The sequence below is a fragment of the Methylopila musalis genome, assembly GCF_042679725.1.
Taxonomy (GTDB): domain Bacteria; phylum Pseudomonadota; class Alphaproteobacteria; order Rhizobiales; family Methylopilaceae; genus Methylopila; species Methylopila musalis.
On record NZ_JBHTMX010000040.1, the window covers coordinates 1 to 20,508 of the forward strand.

At 69.3% G+C, this 20,508-nt stretch carries 22 protein-coding genes; 9 read left to right on the top strand and 13 right to left on the bottom strand.

The window, feature by feature from the left end:
• The 3 genes from ACFQ4O_RS07025 to ACFQ4O_RS07035 all read left to right on the top strand — a co-directional run.
• Positions 1-477: NAD(P)H-dependent glycerol-3-phosphate dehydrogenase (locus ACFQ4O_RS07025; protein ID WP_378774973.1), on the top strand; the 477-nt coding region annotated here is incomplete at its 5' end.
• 42 nt (positions 478-519) lie between these two features.
• Positions 520-942, top strand: coding sequence for an EVE domain-containing protein (locus tag ACFQ4O_RS07030; RefSeq protein ID WP_378774974.1), 423 nt, complete (start codon positions 520-522; stop codon positions 940-942).
• Complete coding sequence (locus tag ACFQ4O_RS07035; protein ID WP_378774975.1) at positions 903-1,604, top strand: class I SAM-dependent methyltransferase; 702 nt, start codon at positions 903-905, stop codon at positions 1,602-1,604. The genes ACFQ4O_RS07030 and ACFQ4O_RS07035 overlap by 40 nt, the downstream gene beginning before the upstream one ends.
• Here ACFQ4O_RS07035 and ACFQ4O_RS07040 read toward each other — a convergent pair.
• Positions 1,576-1,977, bottom strand: a complete 402-nt coding sequence (locus tag ACFQ4O_RS07040) for a type II toxin-antitoxin system death-on-curing family toxin (protein WP_378774976.1) — start codon at positions 1,975-1,977, stop codon at positions 1,576-1,578. The two genes, ACFQ4O_RS07035 and ACFQ4O_RS07040, sit on opposite strands and share 29 nt — an antisense overlap.
• On the bottom strand, positions 1,974-2,195 hold the full coding sequence (locus ACFQ4O_RS07045) for a hypothetical protein (protein ID WP_378774977.1): 222 nt from the start codon (positions 2,193-2,195) through the stop codon (positions 1,974-1,976). The genes ACFQ4O_RS07040 and ACFQ4O_RS07045 overlap by 4 nt, the downstream gene beginning before the upstream one ends.
• A gap of 165 nt (positions 2,196-2,360) precedes the next feature.
• On the opposite strand from ACFQ4O_RS07045, the gene acs reads away from it, so the two are divergent.
• On the top strand, positions 2,361-4,316 hold the full coding sequence (gene acs / locus ACFQ4O_RS07050) for an acetate--CoA ligase (protein WP_378774979.1): 1,956 nt from the start codon (positions 2,361-2,363) through the stop codon (positions 4,314-4,316).
• Between the two features lie 91 nt (positions 4,317-4,407).
• Here acs and ACFQ4O_RS07055 read toward each other — a convergent pair whose 3' ends face one another.
• A complete protein-coding gene (locus ACFQ4O_RS07055; protein ID WP_378774980.1) occupies positions 4,408-4,911 on the bottom strand; it encodes a thermonuclease family protein in 504 nt (167 codons plus the stop codon).
• 166 nt (positions 4,912-5,077) lie between these two features.
• Here ACFQ4O_RS07055 and ACFQ4O_RS07060 point away from each other — a divergent pair, with 166 nt between their 5' ends.
• Positions 5,078-5,641, top strand: a complete 564-nt coding sequence (locus ACFQ4O_RS07060) for a L,D-transpeptidase (RefSeq protein ID WP_378774981.1) — start codon at positions 5,078-5,080, stop codon at positions 5,639-5,641.
• Between the two features lie 7 nt (positions 5,642-5,648).
• Here the strand turns inward: ACFQ4O_RS07060 and ACFQ4O_RS07065 are convergent, their stop codons facing one another.
• The 3 genes from ACFQ4O_RS07065 to ACFQ4O_RS07075 all read right to left on the bottom strand — a co-directional run bounded on the left by ACFQ4O_RS07065 (position 5,649) and on the right by ACFQ4O_RS07075 (position 8,982).
• On the bottom strand, positions 5,649-6,953 hold the full coding sequence (locus tag ACFQ4O_RS07065) for a class I SAM-dependent methyltransferase (protein WP_378774982.1): 1,305 nt from the start codon (positions 6,951-6,953) through the stop codon (positions 5,649-5,651).
• 75 nt (positions 6,954-7,028) lie between these two features.
• Entirely contained in the window at positions 7,029-7,775 is a 747-nt protein-coding gene (locus tag ACFQ4O_RS07070) for an extensin family protein (RefSeq protein ID WP_378774983.1), read from the bottom strand.
• Between the two features lie 103 nt (positions 7,776-7,878).
• Positions 7,879-8,982: a hypothetical protein gene (locus ACFQ4O_RS07075; protein ID WP_378774984.1), complete on the bottom strand. Its 1,104-nt coding sequence runs from the start codon at positions 8,980-8,982 to the stop codon at positions 7,879-7,881.
• A gap of 1,131 nt (positions 8,983-10,113) precedes the next feature.
• Between ACFQ4O_RS07075 and ACFQ4O_RS07080 the strand changes: the two genes are divergently transcribed.
• Positions 10,114-11,184, top strand: a complete 1,071-nt coding sequence (locus ACFQ4O_RS07080) for a type I restriction endonuclease (protein WP_378774985.1) — start codon at positions 10,114-10,116, stop codon at positions 11,182-11,184.
• A gap of 331 nt (positions 11,185-11,515) precedes the next feature.
• On the top strand, positions 11,516-11,806 hold the full coding sequence (locus tag ACFQ4O_RS07085) for a GIY-YIG nuclease family protein (protein ID WP_378774986.1): 291 nt from the start codon (positions 11,516-11,518) through the stop codon (positions 11,804-11,806).
• Positions 11,807-12,163: 357 nt separating this feature from the next.
• On the opposite strand, the gene ACFQ4O_RS07090 is transcribed toward ACFQ4O_RS07085, so the two are convergent.
• The 7 genes from ACFQ4O_RS07090 to ACFQ4O_RS07120 all read right to left on the bottom strand — a co-directional run bounded on the left by ACFQ4O_RS07090 (position 12,164) and on the right by ACFQ4O_RS07120 (position 19,045).
• The gene (locus ACFQ4O_RS07090; RefSeq protein ID WP_378774987.1) at positions 12,164-13,834 is read right to left on the bottom strand and encodes an electron transfer flavoprotein-ubiquinone oxidoreductase; all 1,671 of its coding nucleotides are present in this window, start codon (positions 13,832-13,834) and stop codon (positions 12,164-12,166) included.
• A 148-nt stretch (positions 13,835-13,982) separates the two neighbouring features.
• Entirely contained in the window at positions 13,983-15,062 is a 1,080-nt protein-coding gene (locus ACFQ4O_RS07095) for a cache domain-containing protein (protein WP_378774989.1), read from the bottom strand.
• A 105-nt stretch (positions 15,063-15,167) separates the two neighbouring features.
• Positions 15,168-16,094, bottom strand: coding sequence for a phosphatidate cytidylyltransferase (locus ACFQ4O_RS07100; RefSeq protein WP_378774990.1), 927 nt, complete (start codon positions 16,092-16,094; stop codon positions 15,168-15,170).
• Positions 16,091-16,720 carry a lysophospholipid acyltransferase family protein gene (locus ACFQ4O_RS07105; RefSeq protein ID WP_378774991.1) on the bottom strand — a complete coding sequence of 210 codons (630 nt, stop codon included), beginning with the start codon at positions 16,718-16,720 and terminating at the stop codon, positions 16,091-16,093. Before ACFQ4O_RS07105 ends, ACFQ4O_RS07100 begins: the two co-directional genes overlap by 4 nt.
• Positions 16,717-17,343: a CDP-alcohol phosphatidyltransferase family protein gene (locus ACFQ4O_RS07110; protein WP_378774992.1), complete on the bottom strand. Its 627-nt coding sequence runs from the start codon at positions 17,341-17,343 to the stop codon at positions 16,717-16,719. Before ACFQ4O_RS07110 ends, ACFQ4O_RS07105 begins: the two co-directional genes overlap by 4 nt.
• A gap of 102 nt (positions 17,344-17,445) precedes the next feature.
• Entirely contained in the window at positions 17,446-18,045 is a 600-nt protein-coding gene (locus ACFQ4O_RS07115) for a hypothetical protein (protein WP_378774994.1), read from the bottom strand.
• Positions 18,046-18,154: 109 nt separating this feature from the next.
• A complete protein-coding gene (locus tag ACFQ4O_RS07120; RefSeq protein ID WP_378774995.1) occupies positions 18,155-19,045 on the bottom strand; it encodes a LysR substrate-binding domain-containing protein in 891 nt (296 codons plus the stop codon).
• A 278-nt stretch (positions 19,046-19,323) separates the two neighbouring features.
• Here ACFQ4O_RS07120 and ACFQ4O_RS07125 point away from each other — a divergent pair, with 278 nt between their 5' ends.
• Together ACFQ4O_RS07125 and ACFQ4O_RS07130 are read left to right on the top strand one after the other, a co-directional pair.
• Positions 19,324-19,638: a DMT family transporter gene (locus ACFQ4O_RS07125; protein WP_378774996.1), complete on the top strand. Its 315-nt coding sequence runs from the start codon at positions 19,324-19,326 to the stop codon at positions 19,636-19,638.
• Positions 19,639-19,650: 12 nt separating this feature from the next.
• Positions 19,651-20,313 (top strand): FMN-dependent NADH-azoreductase, encoded by a 663-nt coding sequence (locus tag ACFQ4O_RS07130; RefSeq protein ID WP_378774997.1) that lies wholly within the window; start codon positions 19,651-19,653, stop codon positions 20,311-20,313.
• Positions 20,314-20,508: the final 195 nt, after the last annotated feature.

A 20,508-nucleotide genomic window follows, 5' to 3' on the forward strand; every position in this document is an offset into this window, starting at 1 on the left:
GCGACCCGCAGCTTCCGGCCCTATCACACCACGGATCTGACGGGCGTGGCGCTTGGCGGCGCCGCCAAGAACGTGCTCGCCATCGCCGCCGGCGCGGTCGAGGGGAGGGGGCTCGGCGCGAGCGCGGTCGCCGCCCTCATCGCCCGCGGCTTCGCGGAGCTGACCCGGCTCGGCGTGGCGCTCGGCGCGAAGTCCGAGACGCTGTCCGGCCTGTCGGGGCTCGGCGATCTGGTGCTGACCGCAACCTCGTCCAAGTCGCGCAACTTCGCGCTCGGGCTCGCGCTCGGCCGGGGCGAGCCGCCGCCGGACAAGCTCGCGGAGGGCGCCGCGACGGCCGAGGCGCTGGTGGCGCTGGCGCAGGCGAACGGCGTGGAGATGCCGATCTCCCGCGCGGTGGCCGAGGTGATCGCCGGCCGCGCCAGCGTGGCCTCCGCGATCGAGGATCTGCTGGCCCGGCCGCTACGGGCCGAAGTGTGACGCGCGAACGTGTGACGGGCCGACGGGGGAGACGAAAGCGCCATGGCCTACTGGCTGTTCAAATCCGAGCCTGACGCCTGGTCCTGGGACCAGCAGAAGGCCGCCGGCCGCGACGGGACCGAATGGACCGGCGTGCGCAACTACCTCGCCCGCAACAACATGCGCGCCATGGCGGAGGGCGATCTCGGCTTCTTCTACCATTCCAACGAGGGCAAGGAGATCGTCGGGATCGTGGAGGTGGCGAAGACCGCCCATCCCGATTCCACCGCCGGCGACGACGCCCGCTGGGAATGCGTCGACATCCGCGCCGTGGAGGACGTGCCGCAGCCGGTGACGCTCGCCGCCGTCAAAGCCAACCCGAAACTCGCGATGATGGCGCTCGTCACCTCCATGCGGCTCTCGGTGCAGCCGGTGACGGCCGACGAGTGGGCCGAGGTGCGGCGCATGGGCGGGCTGAAGCCCTGACGCCGCCCCCGGTCCGCGACCCGGTCGCCTTCGTCCGCGCCAACACCCGGCTCCGGCCGGTGCCGCACGCGCCGGAGATCGCGCTCCACGTGGCGGACGAGGCCGTTCCGCTCTGGACCAGGACCGAGGAGGAGCTGGAGGCGATCGGCCTGCCGCCGCCGTTCTGGGCCTTCGCCTGGGCCGGTGGTCAGGGGCTCGCGCGGCATCTGCTGGACGAACCCGCGCTCGTCGCCGGCCGCCGGGTGCTCGACATGGGCGCGGGCTCAGGGCTGGTCGCCATCGCCGCCATGAAGGCGGGCGCCGCCCACGCGCTCGCCGCCGACATCGACCGTTTCGCGCTCGCCGCCATCGGCCTCAACGCGGAGGCGAACGGCGTCGCGGTGGAGACCTGCGGCGACGACCTGATCGGCGGGCCGCGGCCCGAGGTCGATCTCGTCACCGTGGGCGACCTGTTCTACGAGCGTGATCTGGCGGAGCGCCTGCTCGGCTGGCTCGACGGCTTCCTCGCCCGCGGCGTGCCCGTGCTGGTGGGCGATCCCGGCCGCAGCTACCTGCCGCGTCCGCGCCTTCTGGCGCTCGCCGACTACGCCGTGCCGGTGACGCGGGAGCTTGAGGACGCCGAGGTGAAGCGCGTCACCGTCTTCCGCCTCGCGCCGGCCTAGCTTTCAGCCATGCAGCCAATTCGTCCTCGGACAAGGCGCCTGCGGCAAGGGCGAGGAATGTGGTTTCCACCGCATCCGTATCCTCCGGAATGACGACGCCGTTCAGCTCCAGGAACAGAAAGCACGCGATCGCCGAAGCGCGCTTGTTGCCATCGGAGAAGGGGTGATTGCGGGCCAGCCCAAATCCATAAGCCGCCGCCAGCGCGAAAAGATCGTCCTCTCCATAAAGCCATTTGTTGAAGGGCCGGCTCAGCGCAGCGTCGAACGCGCCCCGGTCGCGCAGCCCCGGCAATCCGCCATGGGTCGCGATCTGTTCGCCGTGAAGAATCTCCAGAACCGCGGGCTTCAGCCACAGGGGCTCACGGCGCTTCATTTTGCGAGCCGCGCCAGAGCCTCCCGATGGCGTTCCGCCACCCTTCGCCCCAACGCCAGCTGCGCGTCGTCCGAAACGGGCTCCAGCCTGAGGCTCTGGTCCGTGTCGCTCAGCGCCACCTCGTCCCCGGCGGAGAAGCCCCGACGCGCGGCGATGTCGGCGGGGATCCGCAGCACCAGATCGCCGTCGATCTCTTCAAAGCGCACGATGCGCGTCATGGCCGTCGCTCCTACTGTCGCATTCGACTTTAGCACGCGTGAGGCCGGTTCGCGCTAAAGTACGACGCTGGACGCTTGAGGGCGCTCGCATGCGCGCTCTATGCTCGAAAACGAGAGAAGCCCGACCCGCGCAACGTCGGGCCAAAATGCTGGGAGCGACGCGTCATGTCCGAGAAACTGCACCCCGTGACGCCCGAATGGGCGGAGCGCGCCTTTGTGGACGCCGCCAAGTACGACGCCGATTACGCCCGCTCGATCACCGACCCGGACGGCTACTGGGGCGACGTGGCCAAGCGCGTGGACTGGATCAAGCCCTTCACCACGGTGAAGAACGTCTCCTACGCGCCCGGAAACGTCTCGATCAAATGGTACGAGGACGGCTCGCTGAACGTCTCTGCCAACTGCGTGGACCGGCATCTCGCCACCCGCGGCGATCAGGTGGCGATCCTGTGGGAGGGCGATGATCCCAAGGATTCCAAGGCGATCACCTACCGGGAGCTGCACGATCAGGTCTCCCGCCTCGCCAACGCGCTGAAGGAGCGCGGGGTCAAGAAGGGCGACCGGGTCACGATCTACCTGCCCATGATCCCCGAGGCGGCCTACGCCATGCTCGCCTGCGCCCGCATCGGCGCGGTCCACTCCATCGTGTTCGGCGGCTTCTCCCCGGACAGCCTCGCGGGCCGCATCGAGGGCTGCGAGTCGAAGGTGGTCATCACCGCGGACGAGGGTCTGCGCGGCGGCCGCAAGGTGCCGCTGAAGGCCAACACCGACGCCGCCATCGCCAAGGTCGGCGGCGTGGAGACGGTGTTCGTCGTCACCCGCACCGGCGCGGACGTGGCCTGGACCGAGGGCCGCGACCTCGTCTACGAGGACGCGGTGGCGAACGCCTCGCCCGATTGCCCGCCGGAGGAGATGAACGCCGAGGATCCGCTGTTCATCCTCTACACCTCCGGCTCCACCGGCAAGCCGAAGGGCGTGCTGCACACGACCGGCGGCTATCTGGTCTACGCCTCCTTCACCCATCAGCTGATCTTCGACTACCACGACGGCGACATCTACTGGTGCACCGCGGACGTGGGTTGGGTGACGGGCCACTCCTACATCGTCTATGGCCCGCTCGCGAACGGCGCCACCACGCTGATGTTCGAGGGCGTGCCGAACTATCCCACCAACTCCCGCTTCTGGGACGTGGTGGACAAGCACAACGTCACCATCTTCTACACCGCCCCGACCGCGATCCGCGCGCTGATGGCCGGCGGCGAGGAGCCGGTGAAGAGGACCTCCCGGTCGTCGCTGCGGCTGCTGGGCTCGGTCGGCGAGCCGATCAATCCGGAAGCCTGGGAATGGTACTTCCGCGTGGTCGGCGACAGCCGCTGCCCGATCGTCGACACCTGGTGGCAGACCGAGACCGGCGGCATCCTGATCACGCCGCTTCCGGGCGCGACGGACCTGAAGCCGGGCTCCGCCACCAAGCCGTTCTTCGGCGTGAAGCCCGAGCTGGTGGACGCCGAGGGCAAGGTGCTGGAGGGCGCCGCCGAGGGCAATCTGGTGATCGCGGACTCGTGGCCGGGCCAGATGCGCACCGTCTACGGCGACCACAAGCGGTTCGAGGAGACCTACTTCTCGACCTATCCCAACAAGTACTTCACCGGCGACGGCTGCCGCCGCGACGCGGACGGCTATTACTGGATCACCGGCCGCGTGGACGACGTCATCAACGTGTCGGGCCACCGCATGGGCACCGCGGAAGTGGAAAGCTCGCTGGTGGCGCATGAGAAGGTGGCCGAGGCCGCGGTGGTGGGCTATCCGCACGACGTGAAGGGGCAGGGCATCTACGCCTATGTCACCCTGAACGCCGGCGTGGAGGGCGACGACTCGCTGCGCAAGGAGCTGGTGGCCTGGGTGCGCAAGGACATCGGCCCGATCGCGGCGCCGGACCTGATCCAGTTCGCGCCGGGCCTGCCCAAGACCCGCTCGGGCAAGATCATGCGCCGCATCCTGCGCAAGATCGCCGAGGACGAGTTCGGCGCGCTGGGCGACACCTCGACGCTCGCCGATCCCAACGTGGTCGAAGACCTGATCGACCATCGCCAGAACCGCCGCAGGGAAGCGGTGGCCTGACGGCGACTCGTCTTCAGCGCCGGCCGGGAACACCCGGTTCGCCGTCATGCCCGCCATACGGCGGGCATGACGGGAGCTTGAATCGCGTGCGTCAACACCAGCCCTCCCGCCGGCCGCCATCATAGGGACGGCCATGGCCGTCGGCGATGAGGCGGCGGCTGACGTCGCCGACGCCGTCGGCGGCCACGCGCGCCACCACCCGGCCGAAGTACTTGTCGCCCCGCAGATCCGTCAGCGTCAGGCGCCGGTCGCGCAGCAGGCGCTCCAGCGCCTTGGTCGCCGCGCGGGCGGCGCGGGTTTCGCCGGCGCAGCGTCCGCGACGCTCGGGCGTGTCCACCCCGCTTATCCGCACGCGCGTGACGATCTCCTGCCCCGGAAAGGCCGCGACCCGCGCCTCGAACGTGTCGCCGTCGATCACGGTCAGCGCCCGCGCGGTGAAGACCGGCCCCGCCGCGGGCGTGGTCGGCAGGGTCGCGCCGCGCGGGGCAGGCATGGAGCCGCTGACGGCGAGCGCGCCCGCCACGCCGAGCGCGGCTCCCAGCGCGATGTCGCGCAGGCGGGCAAAGAGGGAAAAAGAGCGCGCAGCAAGGATCATGGTCCCGTGACCCTAGCATGAGATCGCATATAAAAGGAATATAGTCTTTTAAGCCTGAGCGGCGCAGCCGGGGCGCGCTGTGGAAACCGGGCGCTAACCGGTTTCGGGCCATATGCTTTTCGAGCCGGCGCGACGCCGGGGCGGTCGGATCAGGGTTTTGGCGAACATGGGCGGGTCGGTCGTGGCGCGGGGCGTTTCGGCGGTCGGGGGCGGCGCGCGCGCGCTTGCGGGTCTGGCGCTCGCGAGCTTGGCGCTCTCGCTTGTCGCCCTCGGGGCCACGCCGGCCGCGGCGCGGGAGATCGTGCCCTTCGCCGGCGACCAATACCGCGCCGGCACCATTGTGGTGCGCAACGCCGAGCGGGCGCTTTATCTGGTGGGCGGCGACGGCCGCGCCTTGCGCTATCGGGTCGCCGTGGGCAAGCCGGGCAAGCAGTGGCTCGGCGCGGCCTGGATCAAGGGCAAATACGTCCAGCCGGCCTGGTCGCCGCCGGAGGAGGTGCGGCGCGACAAGCCCAACCTGCCGGACGTGATCCCCGGCGGCTCGCCGAAGAACCCCATGGGCCCGCGCGCTCTGCTGCTCGACCGCGACCAGTACGCCATCCACGGCACGAACCGGCCGAAATCCATCGGCACCTATGCGTCCTACGGCTGCATCCGCATGCGCAACGAGGACATCATCGACCTCTACGAGCGGGTGCGCGTGGGGGCCAAGGTGGTCGTGATCCCGTGACGGCGGATCAGGCGCGGTAGATGTCGGCGCGCGTCGAGGGCAGGTCCACCGCGCCGCTCTTCGCCCGCGACGAGGCCAGCGTCTGGCACACGCCGATGGAGCCGCGGGCGAAGGCCAGCGACACGCCCGCCAGATAGGCGATCCACATCCGGGTGCGCACCTCGCCGGCTTCCGCGATCGCGGCCTCCCGGTTCGCTTGCAGCCGCCGGCACCAGAGCGCGGTGGTGCGGGCGTAATGGCGCCGCAGCGCCTCCACGTCCTGCGGCTCGAAGCCGGCCCGCTCCAGCCCCGACAGCGTGGCGCCGATGTGATCGAGCTCCGCGCCGGGGAAGATGTGGCGCAGGATGGCCTTGGCCTCGGGCCGGAGCTTGCGCTCGTCGCCGCGCTTGGCCCGGCGGGTGATGGCGTGGTGCAGGTAGAGCCCGCCCGGCTTCAGCAGCCGGCGGATTCCCTTGTAATAGGCGTCGGCGTTCTTCAGACCCACATGCTCGAACATGCCGACGGAGGCGATCTTGTCGAATTCGCCGCCGACGGTGGTCCAGTCCGCGAGCGCCACGGTGACGCGGCTCTGCAGCCCGCGCGCCTGAATCAGCGCCTGCGCGCCGGCGAGCTGCTCCCGCGACAGCGTCACGCCATGGGCGGTGACGCCGTAGGCCTCCGCCGCATGGCAGATCAGCGCGCCCCAGCCGCAGCCCACGTCGAGGAAGCGCTCGCCCGGCTGAAGCCTCAGCTTGCGGCAGACGAGGTCGATCTTGGCGCGCTGGGCGGCGTCCAGATCCTCGTCCCAGTCCTGAAAGTAGGCGCAGGAGTAGATCAGCTGCTCGTCCAGGAACAGCCGGTAGAAGGCGTTCGAAACGTCGTAGTGATGGGCGATGTTCTTCTGGTTGTCGTCCGGGTCGCCGGAGCGGCCGGGCGCCGCGCCGGGCTGGCCTTCCCATGGCAGCCGGGTTTCGCCGACCGGCACCTTGAGGAAGGCCGCGGCCGTGCGGGCGAGGCGCAGCGGACCCGCCGCCCGCAGCAGATCGCGCCCGCGCAGCGACGGCCGCCGCTCCGCCAGATCGAACAGGTCGCCGTTCTCCAGATCGACGCGGCCGAGCGCGTGCAGCCGCACCAGCGTGTCGAGCTTGGGCGATTTGGCGAGCGCGGCGAGCGTGCCCTCGTCGGCGAAGCGCACCACGAGCCGGTCCGGGCCCACCTCGCGCGGGGAGGTCGCGCCGTCCCACAGCTTGAGCGCCAGATGCGGCCCGAGCAGCGGCGCGACGGCGTCGGCGAGCTCGCGCGCCAGCGCGAGACGGCGTTCGGCGGCGGTCATGGCGCGACAGTGTCCCCCTGTTTCGGCCCGCCGTCGTGTCGCCCGGATGGGCGCCCCGGTCAAGCCGCGCGCCCCCTAGCGGCAGATGCGGGCCATGCCGCGGTCCATATGGAAGTGATCGGCGTGGGCGGCGTTGTAATCCGGCGACAGCACGGTCCCGAACAGACCGCAGGCGCCGGCGCGCAGGTCGCGCAGGAACAGACCGGCCGCGCCCCCGTCGTCCCACTGGCCCGCGACCGTGATCACCCGGCCCGTGGAGAGCCGCACCGAGGCGATGTCGAGCGCGTTGGCGGTGGCGTGCTGGGAGCGCCGGCCCGCGGCGCGGTGATAGACGTTGCGGCAGGCGTAGGTTCCGAAATGCCCCACCGCGACCGCCCGCGCCCCGAACCGCCGCTCCGCCGCCGGCTGCAGCACGTGGCGCTCGAACAGCGCGTAGCTCGCCGCCATCGGGCAGCGCATCACCGGCGCGGGCGCCAGCGCCAGCCCGCGCAGCGTCACCCCGTCGTCGTAGCCGCAGCCCTCGGACAGGGGCCGCGGCGCGGCGGGCGCAGGCGACAGGCCCGAGAGCCGCAGCGTCTCCGCGCAGACGCCGGGCGAAAGCGTCAGCAACCGCAGGCGCAGCCCGGTGAAGGCGTCGGGCGTGGCGTTCAGGTCGAAGGCGAGGCGCCTCTCGGGCTCGGCCGCGATCAGCGCCGCGACCACGCCCGCCACCACGGCGAGACCCGCAAGCGCCGTGAGCAGCAGCCGCCCCGCGACGGGCCGCCAGGGCGGGGAGGGGGGCGGATCGGGCGGCGGAGCGGGGTCGGGCGGCGCGGCGTCCATGGGGCTCCGGAGCGAGCGGCAGGGAGTTCCTCACATGGGCCGCGCCGCGCCTTGCGCCAAGGAGGCGCGGCGGACGATCAGGCTGGCCGACAGGCGCTTGGCCTCATTCGCCGTGCGTTCTTGGGGGGTCGCTCAAGGGTGCGCCCTTGCCGCGCCGGCGCGCATATCCCGGAACGAGAGCGCGGCCTCGGTCGATGACCGCGTTGAACAGTCCAATCCAGGCATCTTTCCCGATCCATCTGGCAGGATGAGGGGGCGCTGGATCGGCTGGAGAGCGGATCGCCGGAGCAACCTCTCCAATGTCCTCCCAATGATCGGCGCAGACGATGCGATGCCAGGGATGCAGCGCGATGTCGTCCGAACGCACGCCGGCGAGAGCGAGATTGGCGCCGCGTCGGGCGCAGATGCGCGCCTCGATCCGGGCGTTCGCCGGCACGTGGCGCACGAGGTTCGCCGGAAGGCGCTTCGAGTGTTTGAAGCCCGTCTTGATCGCGGTTGGCTGTCTCGCGACAAGAACGCGCCGCGGTTCCACATCTTCGTCGTCTCCGAGCGCCGCGTCGATGAGGGCCGCCCACACCGGACCCGCCTGCAGGTTGTCCATATGGTGGTCGGCCGGATTCTGGTTCCGGAAGATGGTGTTCACGACGCCCGTGTCGCTGTCGAGGAACGCCGGCGACGCATCGACGAAGGTCAGCCCGCGCGCGCGGGTTTCAGCTTCAAGACGCGCGTTGAAAAAGTGCGTGACCCAGGTCCGCTCCACAAAGGTCGCGGTGACCGCGCGACGGCGGACCGACGCCACCTCTCCGGCGTGATCCGTGTCGTTGATCGTCGGCAGGGTCGCAGAGGTGACAATGATGTCCGACCAGCCATCGTTCAGCAGTTCGTCGACGAAGGTCATGTAGGAGGCGATCGATCGCGCGATTTCGTCTTCGACGGCCGTTCCGTTCTTTCCAGCCCGCACCCAGACCAGAATGCCGCAGTCCACCTCTCCCAGGTGAAGGACAATGGTCGCATTTTTCGGCTTGTCGGACAGAAACCCAAGAAACGCCGGCCGGGCGGCCGTGAAGGATTTGGCGTTGGTCAATCCTGACGCTGTTGACCCTGTGACGCGCTTTGACTCAAATTCATAAGGCGCGAACAGGCCGAGCCGTGCGGCGTGATTGAAATATTGAACATGGCTGTCGCCCAGCACCAGCAAACGGCGCACACGCTTCTCCAGTCTTGACGTGGATTGGATCCACTCTTCGTAGAGAAATCGGATTTGTCCACCTCGCTCAAGCCTCGATGGGCTTTTAACGGGGGACGACTGTCGCGGACCAGCCGACGGTTCGGGATCGGATGAAGGAGCATAGGGCTCCCCGAGCCTCGCGCCAGGGAGAACGCGCCGGTACGCGGCGCAGGTCCGCGGTCCCGCGACCGTCGGCGGAGCGGGCGCGGGTTGGCGGAAAACGCAAACGGGACGGGCGCGGAACGCCGGACGACCCATGTCTGGTAGTCAGAATGCCGGTCGCCCGGCGTTCCGCGCGCGGCGGTTTCGCATCGGCTGCGAACAGCGCAGGACCGCTCGGGACCGGACGGCCTCATCCCCCTCCGGCGTGGGCTTGCCCACGTGGAGGGTGAAGGCGGCCGTCGCGCGGGGCGCCTGGCGAACCCGGCCTTTGGAGCCGGGCCCCTGTGCGCTCCCCGCGATCCCGCGTGTCCGCTCCAGAACGGGAGCGCCCGCTTCGGTCGTTCGCGGGCGGGCCTCATGACGCGTCCGCGCCCTTGCGCCCTCGATCGAGGATGCGCTCGCGCGCGGCGGGCCCCGAAGACCGACGTCCCAGGGGGAGGACATCCGGTCATCCCCCGCCTGAGCGCCGCCCCCTCCCCACATGGACGGCCGGTCCGGACACGCCTCCCATCCGGGGGAAAGGCGAGGACAGGGTGCGGGAGGCGCGGGTGGATGTCAAGGATTTTTATCCTATTAAGATGGGGCTTGTTCGCTCACTTGGCGTGACCCGTGGAGGGCGCGTGGACCGCGGAAGTCGTGGATGCCCGAGACACGCTCGGGCATGACGGCGAGGGCCGACGTCATTGGCTCGCGGTTTGCGACCACTCCATCGTCATGCCCGAGCTTGCCTCGGGCATCCACGATTTGCGGCGTCGACAGGCCCGCGCGGACAACCGGATGCCGTCTCGGTCAGGATGCGGACGGAGCCGGACGGGAATGTCTTCACCCGCATGAGCCATGTCGTTCGCAACTCAAGCCGCCTCAGCGTCGCGATTAAAAATTGACGAAACTGTGGCAGGAGATATTCTATTAGAAAAGGCACGTTCTCTGTGCGTTTAGGGGTGGCGTATGATCGAAGAAAAGCTTCGCATTCTCGCAGAACGGATCAAGTCGCACTCAAGCGCCATGGGAACGGAAGAAGCGGTGAAGACCGCCGTCGTGCTGCCGTTCTTCAGCGCGCTGGGCTATGATATATTCAACCCTTCCGAGGTGATACCCGAATTCACAGCGGACGCCGTAGGTAAGAAGGGCGAAAAGGTCGATTACGCCGTCAAAGTCGACGATAAAATTCGTATTCTGGTGGAATGCAAGCCGATATCCACGCAATTGGATAAGGTGCACCTCGCTCAGCTTTACAGGTATTTTTCCGTCACATCCGCGCGTTTCGCTCTGTTGACGAACGGCAGACATTTTCAGTTCCATACGGATCTGGATGAGCCCAACAAGCTGGATCCATTGCCGTTCTTGAAGTTCGATTTGTCGGACACGTCGGCCGCGATGCTTGCCGAGGTCAAGAAATTCGCTCGCGACGAGTTCGATGTGCCCGCCATTTTGGCAACGGCGGCGCGGTTGAAGTACACCTCCGCGATCAAGTCGCAGCTTGTGTCGTTAATGGACGATCCGACTGAAGACTTCGTGCGGCAGGTCACGGTCGGTCTTTATGAAGGGCGCTTCACAGCGTCTGTCAAAGATTTGCTGACGCCGCTTGTGAAGACCGCATTTCGCGAGGTCGTGCGCGATTCCGTCCACAGTCGATTGTCGTCCGCGTTGGCTGAGACGGAAGTGATCGATGTGCCGGCCAGCGTGACCGTTCCCGACGAGGACGAGGTCGTGACGACCCCGGAGGAAATCGAGGGATATCATATCGCCCGTGCGATCGTACGTGACGTCATAAAAGTAGCGCGCGTGCACATCCGTGATCAGAAAAGTTACTGCGCGATACTCGTTGATAACAACAACAGGAAGCCGCTGACGCGTCTTCATTTTAATAGATCCGTAAAATACATCAGCCTTTTCGATGGCGAAAAGGAGGAGAGGGTTCGTATCGAGACGCTGGATGATATCTACGATCATGCGGAGCGACTGCGTGCGACGGCCCGTTTTTATTGTGAAGACGCCGCATCAAAAGAGAAAGACTGAAGTTATTCGACGGACACTGGCGGTGTAGGTGTGTCGATCGCTACGTGTGGCCGGTTAGGTTTGGGTGTGCGGTCTGTTCTCTCATTCCGCCATGAGCGGCGGCGAAGGCGGACGCCACATTTTTTGCGAGCCAAAGGCCCAAGAGTCCAAGTCGTGGACGCCCGAGACACGCTCGGGCAGGACGATGGAGTGGTGTCCCGCCGCGCGCCAATGACATTGGCCCTCGCCGTCATGCCCGAGCGTGTCTCGGGCATCCACGACTGTTCGCGCGGGCAGGTCATTGCGCCAACGACACGTTGCGTCAGCGTCGTTTCAGGACGACGATTTCAGGATGAAGTCGTCCTTCGTGTATCTCATGTCGAACCATCCCAATGGCGTGCTGTACTGCGGCGTCACGAGCGATCTCGTCCGCCGCGTCGCGCAGCATCGGACGGGGGCGTTCGATGGCTTCACCAAACGCTACGGACTGACGACGCTGGTCTGGTTCGAGGCGCACGAGGAGGTCACGTCCGCCATCACGCGGGAAAAGGCGATCAAGCACTGGTCGCGGGCGCGAAAGGTCCGGCTGATCCACGACAGCAATCGCGACTGGCGCGATCTGTGGGGCGAGATTTCGCAATAGGCCGGTGGGCCGCGCTCTCCGTCATGCCCGGCGCATGCCGGGCATCCACGACTTCCCTTTTATCCGTTGGTGCTCGATGTCGAAGTCGTGGATGCCCGAGACAGGCTCGGGCATGACGCTGGAGTAGTCGACAACCTGAGGGGATAACGCTCGCCCTCTGCGTCATGCCCGCCTTCGCGGGCATCCACGACTTTCCTCTCTACGTTGGCGCTCGACGTCCAAGTCGTGGATGCCCGAGCCAAGCTCGGGCATGACGATGGAGCGGTCGCTGCTCGCGAGCGAATGACGAGAACGCGCTTGGCTCCGATCTGACCCGGGCGTTTCAAGCGCTCCTGAGAACCGCGTTCCTTCGCCCCCTCACATCCCCGAATAATTCGGCCCGCCGCCGCCCTCGGGCGCGACCCAGGTGATGTTCTGATTCGGGTCCTTGATGTCGCAGGTTTTGCAGTGGACGCAGTTCTGGGCGTTGATCTGGTAGCGGGGGCCTGAGGCGCCGTCCTCGACCCATTCGTAGACGCCGGCCGGGCAGTAGCGCTGCGACAGGCCAGCGTAGACGTCGTGCTCGGACGTCTTCTGCAGGCCAAGGTCCTTCACCTTCAGGTGCGGCGGCTGGTCCTCTTCGTGGTTGGTGTTCGACAGGAACACCGAGGACAGCTTGTCGAAGGTCAGCACGCCGTCGGGCTTCGGATAGGCGATCTTTTCGAAGTCCTTGCCCGGCTTGGTGGCGGCGTAGTCGGGCTTGCCGTGGGAGAGGGTGCCGAACAGCGGGATCCCGAACTGCTCCGCCCACATGGCGAGGCCGCCCAGCACCACGCCGACGCGGGTGCCGAACTTCGACCACAGCGGCTTGACGTTGCGCACCGGCTTCAGGTCGCGGCCGATCTCGCTGTCGCGCCAGGCGGCGTCGTAGGCGGTCAGCTCGTCCTGCGCCCGGCCGGCTTTCAGCGCCTCCACCACGTGCTCGGCGCAGAGCTTGCCGGACAGCACCGCGTTGTGGCTGCCCTTGATGCGCGGCACGTTGACGAAGCCCGCCGCGCAGCCCACCAGCGCGCCGCCGGGGAAGGCGAGCTTCGGCACCGACTGCCAGCCGCCCTCGGTGATGGCGCGGGCGCCGTAGCTGAGGCGCTTGGCGCCTTCGAACGTGTCGCGGATGGCGGGGTGGGTCTTGTAGCGCTGGAACTCGTCGAACGGGGACAGCCACGGGTTCTGGTAGTTGAGGTGCACCACGAAGCCGACGGCCACCAGATTGTCGCCGAAATGGTAGAGGAACGAGCCGCCGCCGGTGGCGTCGTCGAGCGGCCAGCCGAACGAGTGCCGCACCAGACCCGGCCGGTGCTTCTCGGGGGCGACCTGCCACAGCTCCTTCAGGCCGATGCCGAACTTCTGCGGATCGCGCCCCTCGGACAGGTTGAAGCGCTCGATCAGCTGTTTGGAGAGCTGGCCGCGGGCGCCTTCCGCGAAGATCACGTATTTGCCGCGCAGCTCCATGCCGCGGGTGTAGTTGGGGCCAGGCTCGCCGTCCTTGCCCACGCCCATGTCGCCGGTGGCGACGCCCACGACGGCGCCGTTCGCGTCGAACAGGATCTCGTTGGCGGCGAACCCGGGATAGATCTCGACCCCGAGCGCCTCGGCCCGCGCGCCGAGCCAGCGCCCGACGTCGCCGAGCGAGGCGATGACATTGCCGTGGTTCGACAGGATCTTCGGCATGCCGAAGGTGGGCAGCGACAGGCCGCGGGTTTCGGTGAGGTAGAGGAAATGGTCGTCGGTGACTTCGGTGCGGGCGAAGGCGGTCTCGTCCTCGCGCCAGTCGGGCAGCAGGGCGTCGAGGCCGATCGGGTCGATCACCGCGCCGGACAGGATGTGGGCGCCGACCTCGGAGCCCTTTTCCAGCAGCACCACGGAGAGGTCGGGATCGAGCTGCTTCAGGCGGATCGCGACGCTGAGGCCCGCAGGGCCGCCGCCCACGACCACCACGTCGTAGTCCATGCCTTCGCGCTCGGGCGCCTCCGAAGCGGTGATGTCGGTCATGGCCGGCGAAACTCCCTCGACAAATCCTGCTGCGCTGCAAAGCACGTTGGAACCGTTCGCATTTTAGAGCGCCGGACGCCATTGGGAGGATCGTCGAAGACGAGCATTTCGTTTATCCGACCTGCGAATAAGGCGGATCGGGCCGCCTTCAGGCCGCCGTTCGCTGCGCCGCGGCGCCCCGGTCCGGCTGGTGCTCGATCACGCCGTACCAGCCGAGGCCGCGATAGGTCTCGTAGCCGGGGGTGAGGTGATAGGCCACGAGCCGGCCGTTCCCCGCCTGATAGGCCCCCGAGGGGCCGGCCCCGGCGTCGAGGGGGAATGTCTCCTGCAGGGCACCCCGCCCGTCGGAGGCGGCGATGACGCGGCCGCGCGCATCCAGCAGCAGCACCCGGCTGCGGGCGGCCTCCGCCGGCGCCAGCCGCACGCCCTGCACCACGGCGCGGGCCTGGGGCTCCCAGTCGAAATGGATGGCGAGCAGGCCGAGCGGGCGGCCATGGGCGTCGCCGTTCTCGCGCACCTGCGCCGCATAGGTCGCGACCTGCGCGCCGTTGAGCGCGGAGGCGCGCTGGATGTCGGCGGCCACGAACTCCTCGCCCGAGGCGAGGGCGCGCCCGGCCGCGAACCAGCGCTCGGACGACACGTCCTGCCCAATCACGCCGGGGAAGCGGTCGGGCCGGCCGTTGGCGATCACCCGGCCGGACAGGTCGCAGAGCCAGAGGTCGATGTAGACCGTGTAGGACGACAGGATCACGCCGAGCCGCCGGGAGGCGTGGGCGGCGCTCTCAGTCGTGGGCGTCTGCGCGCAGTCCACCATGGCGCTGTCGGTCGCCCACCAGCGCACGTCGCAGGTGCGCTCGTAGAGGTTGCGGTCGATGATCTCGACGGCGTTGAGGGCGAGGTCGATGTAGCGCTCGGCCTGGGCCTCCGCCGACAGCGCGGCCACCGCCTGGCGCAGCTCGTCCGCGCGGGCGCCCACGTCGTCGCCGAGCCCCGCCGCCAGACGCTCGATCCCGGCCGCGACCTCCTTCACCTCCTGCGCCACCACGGAGAAGCCCGCGCCCTTGTCGCCGGCGTGGGCCGCCTCGATCATCGCGTTCAGCGCCAGCAGGCGCATGCGCCCGGTGACGCCGCGAATGGCCGCGATGTTCGCCCAGGCGGCGTCCTTCAGCGTGTCCGCCGCCTCGCCCACGATCCGCCCCAGCGAACGGTCGCCCGTCTGCTCCGTCATTTCACCCGCCCCGATCCGCGCCTTCTCGCAGTCGCACACTGATCGGCCGATGATTATAAGATGATTAAAACGGCGCGCCCAAAAAACAGGCGGAGCGGCGCGCCGTCAGGGCGTGAACCAGTAGCGGGTGAGGTGGAAGAAGATCGGGGCCGCGAAGATCACGCTGTCCACCCGGTCCAGCACGCCGCCGTGGCCCTGGATGACGTAGCCCCAGTCCTTGGCGCCGAGATCGCGCTTCACGGCGGAGAGCACGAAGCCGCCGAAGAAGCCGGCCACCACGATGGCGAGGCTCATGCCCGCGGCCTGTAGCAGGGTGAAGGGCGTGAGCGGCGCCAGCGCCACGCCGATCGCGACCGCGAAGGCCCAGCCGCCGATCAGCCCTTCCACGGTCTTGGACGGGCTGACGTTGGGCGAGAACCGGGTGCGGCCGAACAGCTTGCCGAACACGTATTGGGCGACGTCCGAGATCTGCGCCACCACCACCAGATAGAGCACCAGCATGGCGGGGTCGGAGCCGGTGTCGAGCATCAGCAGCGCGGGCGCGTGGCTCAGCATGTAGACGGTGAGCATCAGGCCCCACTGCACCCGCGCGGTGCGGGACAGGAAGTCCGTCACGTCGCCGGCGAGCGTCGAGATCGCGGGCAGGATCAGGAAGGCGTAGACCGGGATGAACACCGCGAACAGGCCGTACCAGCCGTCCAGCAGCAGCCAGTAGTGGATCGGCAGCGCCACGAAGAACGACAGGAACAGCGCACGGTGGTCGCCGGGGCGCGAGGGCGCGAGCGTCCAGAACTCCCGCAGCGCCATGAAGGACAGGCCGGCGAACAGCAGGATCGTTGTGGTGGAGCCGCGCGCCAGCGCCCCGCCGAAGATCAGCGCCATCACCCACCAGGAGCGGGTGCGGGCGTTGAGGTTGGCGATGGTGGCGTGGCCCTCGGGCGTGCGCGCCCGGCGTTCGAGCTCCGCGCCGACGATGGTGGCGACGGTGAGGATGGCGAGCGCGCCCGCGATGACCCAGCCGAAGGCGCTCATGCCGCGCGCTCCCCGCGGCGGGGATCGAGATCGGCGACGGCGGCGCGCGCCCGCTCCAGGAACTCTGCGCGGGTCTCGCCGGGCGTCTGGCGCAGCGGCGCGCCGAAGCGCGCGGTGCAGGTGACGGGCACGATCAGGAACGAGCCTTTGGGCATGACGCGGGCCAGATTCTCCAGATGGACGGGGATCAGCTCCGCGTCCGGGAAGCGCTCGGCCAGCCGGTGCAGGCCGCCGCGGAACGGCGCCACCGCCTCGCCCGCGCCGCGGGTGCCCTCGGGGAAGATCAGCACGCTGTCGCCCTGGGCGAGCGCCGCCTCGACGGGAGCGAGCGGATCGCCCTCGGCCTTGCCGTCGCGGTCGATCAGCACGGCGCGCAGCGCGTCTTCGGCGATGAAGCGCTTCAGCGCCGAGCCGCCCCAGTAGTCCCGCGCCGCCACCGGCCGGGTGCGCCGGCGCAGGCCCCGGGGCAGGGCGGAGAGCACGGCGAGCGTGTCGAAATGGCTGGTGTGGTTGGCGAAATAGATCCGCGTGCGCGGCTCCGGCGCGCAGCCCACCCATTCGCCGCGCGCGCCGACCAGCACGCGCACGAGGATGACGAGGATCTGGCGGGCGACGCCGGCGATCATGACGCGAGCCCTTTCGCGATGCGGAGCGTGCGGGTGACGCAGGTGACGAGCGATCCGGCGAGGATCAGCGCCAGCGCGATCCCGAGCGACCAGCGGGTGTCGGCGAAGGCCCATTCCACCGACTGGGCCACCAGCGCGAGCGTCAGCGCGGCCATGCGGCGCTGCTTGGCCATGACGCCGGAAAAGTCCTGGGGCAGCCCGACCGAGCCGCCGAACACCCGCACGTAAGCGGTCAGGGCCGCCGCCAGCGCCGCGGCCCAGCCGAGTTCGGGCGCGAGCGCCGCGGCGCCCGCGGCGGCGAGGAACAGCGTGTCGGCGATCCGGTCCGGGAACTCGTTGTAGAGCGCGCCGACGGGAGACTTCTTGCCGCCCTCGATCGCCACCATGCCGTCGAGCAGATTGCAGACCAGCCGAAGCTGGACGCAGAGCGCCGCCAGCAGCCACGCCACGGGATGCGCCCACAGCGCCAGCAGCGCGGCGCCGAGCGCCGAGACCGCCACGGAGGCGACGGAGATCTGGTTCGGCGTGACGGAAGACGCCGCGAGCGCCTTCGAGAGCCGGATCGCCCAGCCGGCGGATCGGCTGGCGATCGGCCGGCGGGCGGGGGAATCATCCGATGTCACCGAGGGGGTCCACCTGCGCAAAGACGTAAGCCGCGCCGGCGCGGCCGGCGCTCATATGATCGAACGAACGCCGCCTTTTCGATCATGCGGAAAGCGGCGCGGTCAACCGCCGTCGTCGATCCGCACGCTGTCGACCACGCGCGCGAACTCGGCTTTGACCGCCTCGGTTTCGTCCGCCCGGCGCGTGACGCCGATCATGAAAACCTCCGGTCCGCGCCGGACCAGCCACATTTCGGAGACGATGGGGAAGGTGGCGGCGCCGACCTCCAGCGGGTAGGCCATCCGGAAATGAGCGGCGCGGCGGCCGCCGATCGTGCTCCATTCCAGCGGCTGTTCGAACGTTGCGCCCGGCAACACCACCTGCATCTGCGCGACGACCGTGGTCGCGATGTCGAGCGCCGTGACGTGGTCGGGCAGCGAGACGCTGCGCATCAGGATCTTGAAGGACGGATTGATGTCCGGATGCGGCTCCGTGTACTTGAAGAACGCGATCAGCGGACTGCTGGACTGTTTCGCCATGTCCTTCAGCTTGCCTGGGGCGAGGCGCGCCAGATTGGCCCGGTAGGCCTCCAGGCTGATCACGTGCCAGTCGTCCGGCTTCTCCACCCGCACGCCGAGCGACCCGAGCGCGATGGTCTCCGCCCGCGCGGGCGCCCCGGCGCAGGACAGCGCGAGACTGAGCATGATCATGATGCGGCGCATGGCGTTTCCCCGTCAGCTCGCCCGATGGTTTCAACCGTAAACGCCCACGCGCGCGCTGCCGTGGCGCCGTCCGGCGTTGTCCACAGCCGTCGCGGGCCGGATCGGCCCGTCAGGCGCCGGGCGCCACCTCCGCCTCGATCCAGCGCCTGAGCGCCGCGACCGCGGGGCGATCCTCGGCGCCCTCGGGACAGACGAACTCATAGGCGAAGCCGCGCAGCTCCGGGCCGAAGGGCTGGACCAGCAGGCCGGACGCCAGTTCGCTCGCCACCAGCGTGCGGCTGAGAAGCGCCGCGCCCTGACCCGCCACCGCGGCCTGGATGGCGCTCGCCTCGTCGTTGAAGGCGACGCCCGATTCCCAGTCCACGCCCGCGACCCCCGCCGCCTCGCCCCAGCGGCGCCAGGACGGCGTGGAGCCCTCGACGCCGCTTTGCCAGTCGAAATGGATCAGCGTCACCCGCGCAAGATCCGCCGGGACGCTGAGGTTCAGGCGCGGGCTCGCGAGCGGCGCGAACAGGTCCGTCATCAGCGGCGCGCCGGTCAGACCGGGGCGGGGGCCGGCGCCGTAGCGGATCGCGGCGTCCGCCTCGCCTGCGGCCAGATCGACCACCGTGTCGGCGGCGTGGAGGCGAAGGTCCCAGTCCGGGTTCATCTCCCGGAACCGCGCGGCCTTGGGCACCAGCAGCTTGGCCGTGAAGGCGACCGTCGCCGACAGCGTCGCCACACGGCGGGCCGGGGTTCGCCGCGCCTCCGCCACCGCCGCGTCCATGGCGTCGAACGCCCGGCGCAGCGGGCCGGCCAGCGCCGCGCCCCGTGGCGTGAGCGCGACCTTGCGCGGAGCGCGCTCGAACAGCGCCGCGCCGAGGCTCTCCTCCAGCTGGCGGATCTGGTGGCTGACGGCGGTCGGCGTCACGCCAAGCTCCGTCGCGGCGTCCTTGAAGCTCAGCCGGCGCGCGGCGGCTTCGAAGGCGCGGAGCGAGGCGAGCGGCGGCAGACGGCGCATGGCGCGCTCCGGATGGATGAATGAAACTCAGTCATAGCCTGAAAATTCGTCGTTTGTCGCGGTCGCTTCCGACGCCTTAAGTCTGGATCCGAAGACGTTCGGAGGCCGCTCCCACATCCCCGTCCCGTCCGAGAGAAACCCGCGTTCTGAAGATGTCCCGCGCCAAGACGACATGCGGACGTCGCGGGCGCTCGGGTCAGGGGATGGCGGAGGGAGCGCCCCGAAGCGCGTCGAACATCGGTTGAGCTGTGCTCAACCCGGACAGGAGGTGGCCGCCAATGGCCTGGGTGTTTCTCGCCGTCGCGGCCGTGTTCGAGGTCGTGTTCGCGCTCAGCATGAAATACGCCGAGGGCTTCTCCCGGCTCGGGCCGACCCTCGTCACCGTCGTGGCGGTGGTGGGCGGCATCGGCTTCCTCACGCTTGCGCTGAAGACGCTGCCGGTCAGCGTCGCCTATCCGATCTGGACCGCGGTCGGCACGCTCGGAACCGTGACGCTCGGCGTCGCGCTGCTGGGCGAGGCGCTGACTGTCGCGAAGGTGGTGTCGGCCGTCGCCATCGTCGGCGGCGTCGCCGGCCTGAAGCTTTCGGCCTGAGGGGAGGGGATCATGGCCACCCTGCTGCGCATCGACGCCTCCGGCCGCCGGTCGCGGTCGCTCACGCGGACGCTGTCCGCCCGCTTCACGGAGGGCTGGCGCGCCCGACGGCCCCTGGACCGGGTGATCCACCGCGATCTCGCCGAGGCGCCGCCGCCGCTGATGTCCGAGGACTGGATCGCCGCCGCCTTCACGCCCGAGGCCGGGCGCGACGCCGCCGCCCGCGCGGCGCTGCGCTACTCGGACGCCGCGATCGACGAGCTTGCGGCGGCGGACCTCATCGTCATCGCCGCGCCCATGTACAATTACGGCGCGCCGGCCGCGCTCAAGGCCTGGATCGACCAGGTGGTGCGCATCGGGCGCACGTTCACCTTCGATCTCGCGCGCGGCGACCGGCCGATCGAGCCGCTCTTCGCCGGGAAGCGGCTGGTGACGCTGAGCGCGCGGGGCGAGTTCGGCTTCGCGCCCGGCGAGGCGAGCGCGGGGCGCAACCATCTCGATCCCCATCTCGCCACCGTCGCGCCCTATCTCGGCGTGGCGCCGGAGACGATCCGCACGGTCGCGATCGAGTATCAGGAGTTCGGCGACGAGCGCTTCGCCCGCTCCCGCGCCGCGGCCGACCGGGCCGTGGATGCGCTGGTCGCGGAGCTTGCGGAGACGTTTCCGCCCGCATGAGCCGCGCGACAGGCCGGCGCCGCGGCGCTAGACTGGGCGGCGATGGATCCCCGACCGCCCCTTTCCCCCGACGACGCCCACGCGCTGCTGGACTGGTACGCCGCGATGGGCGTCGACGCCGCGATCGAGGAGACGGGCCAGGACCGCTTCGCCGAGGTCGCCGCCCGCAAGGCCGCCGCCGCGCCCCCTCCGCCG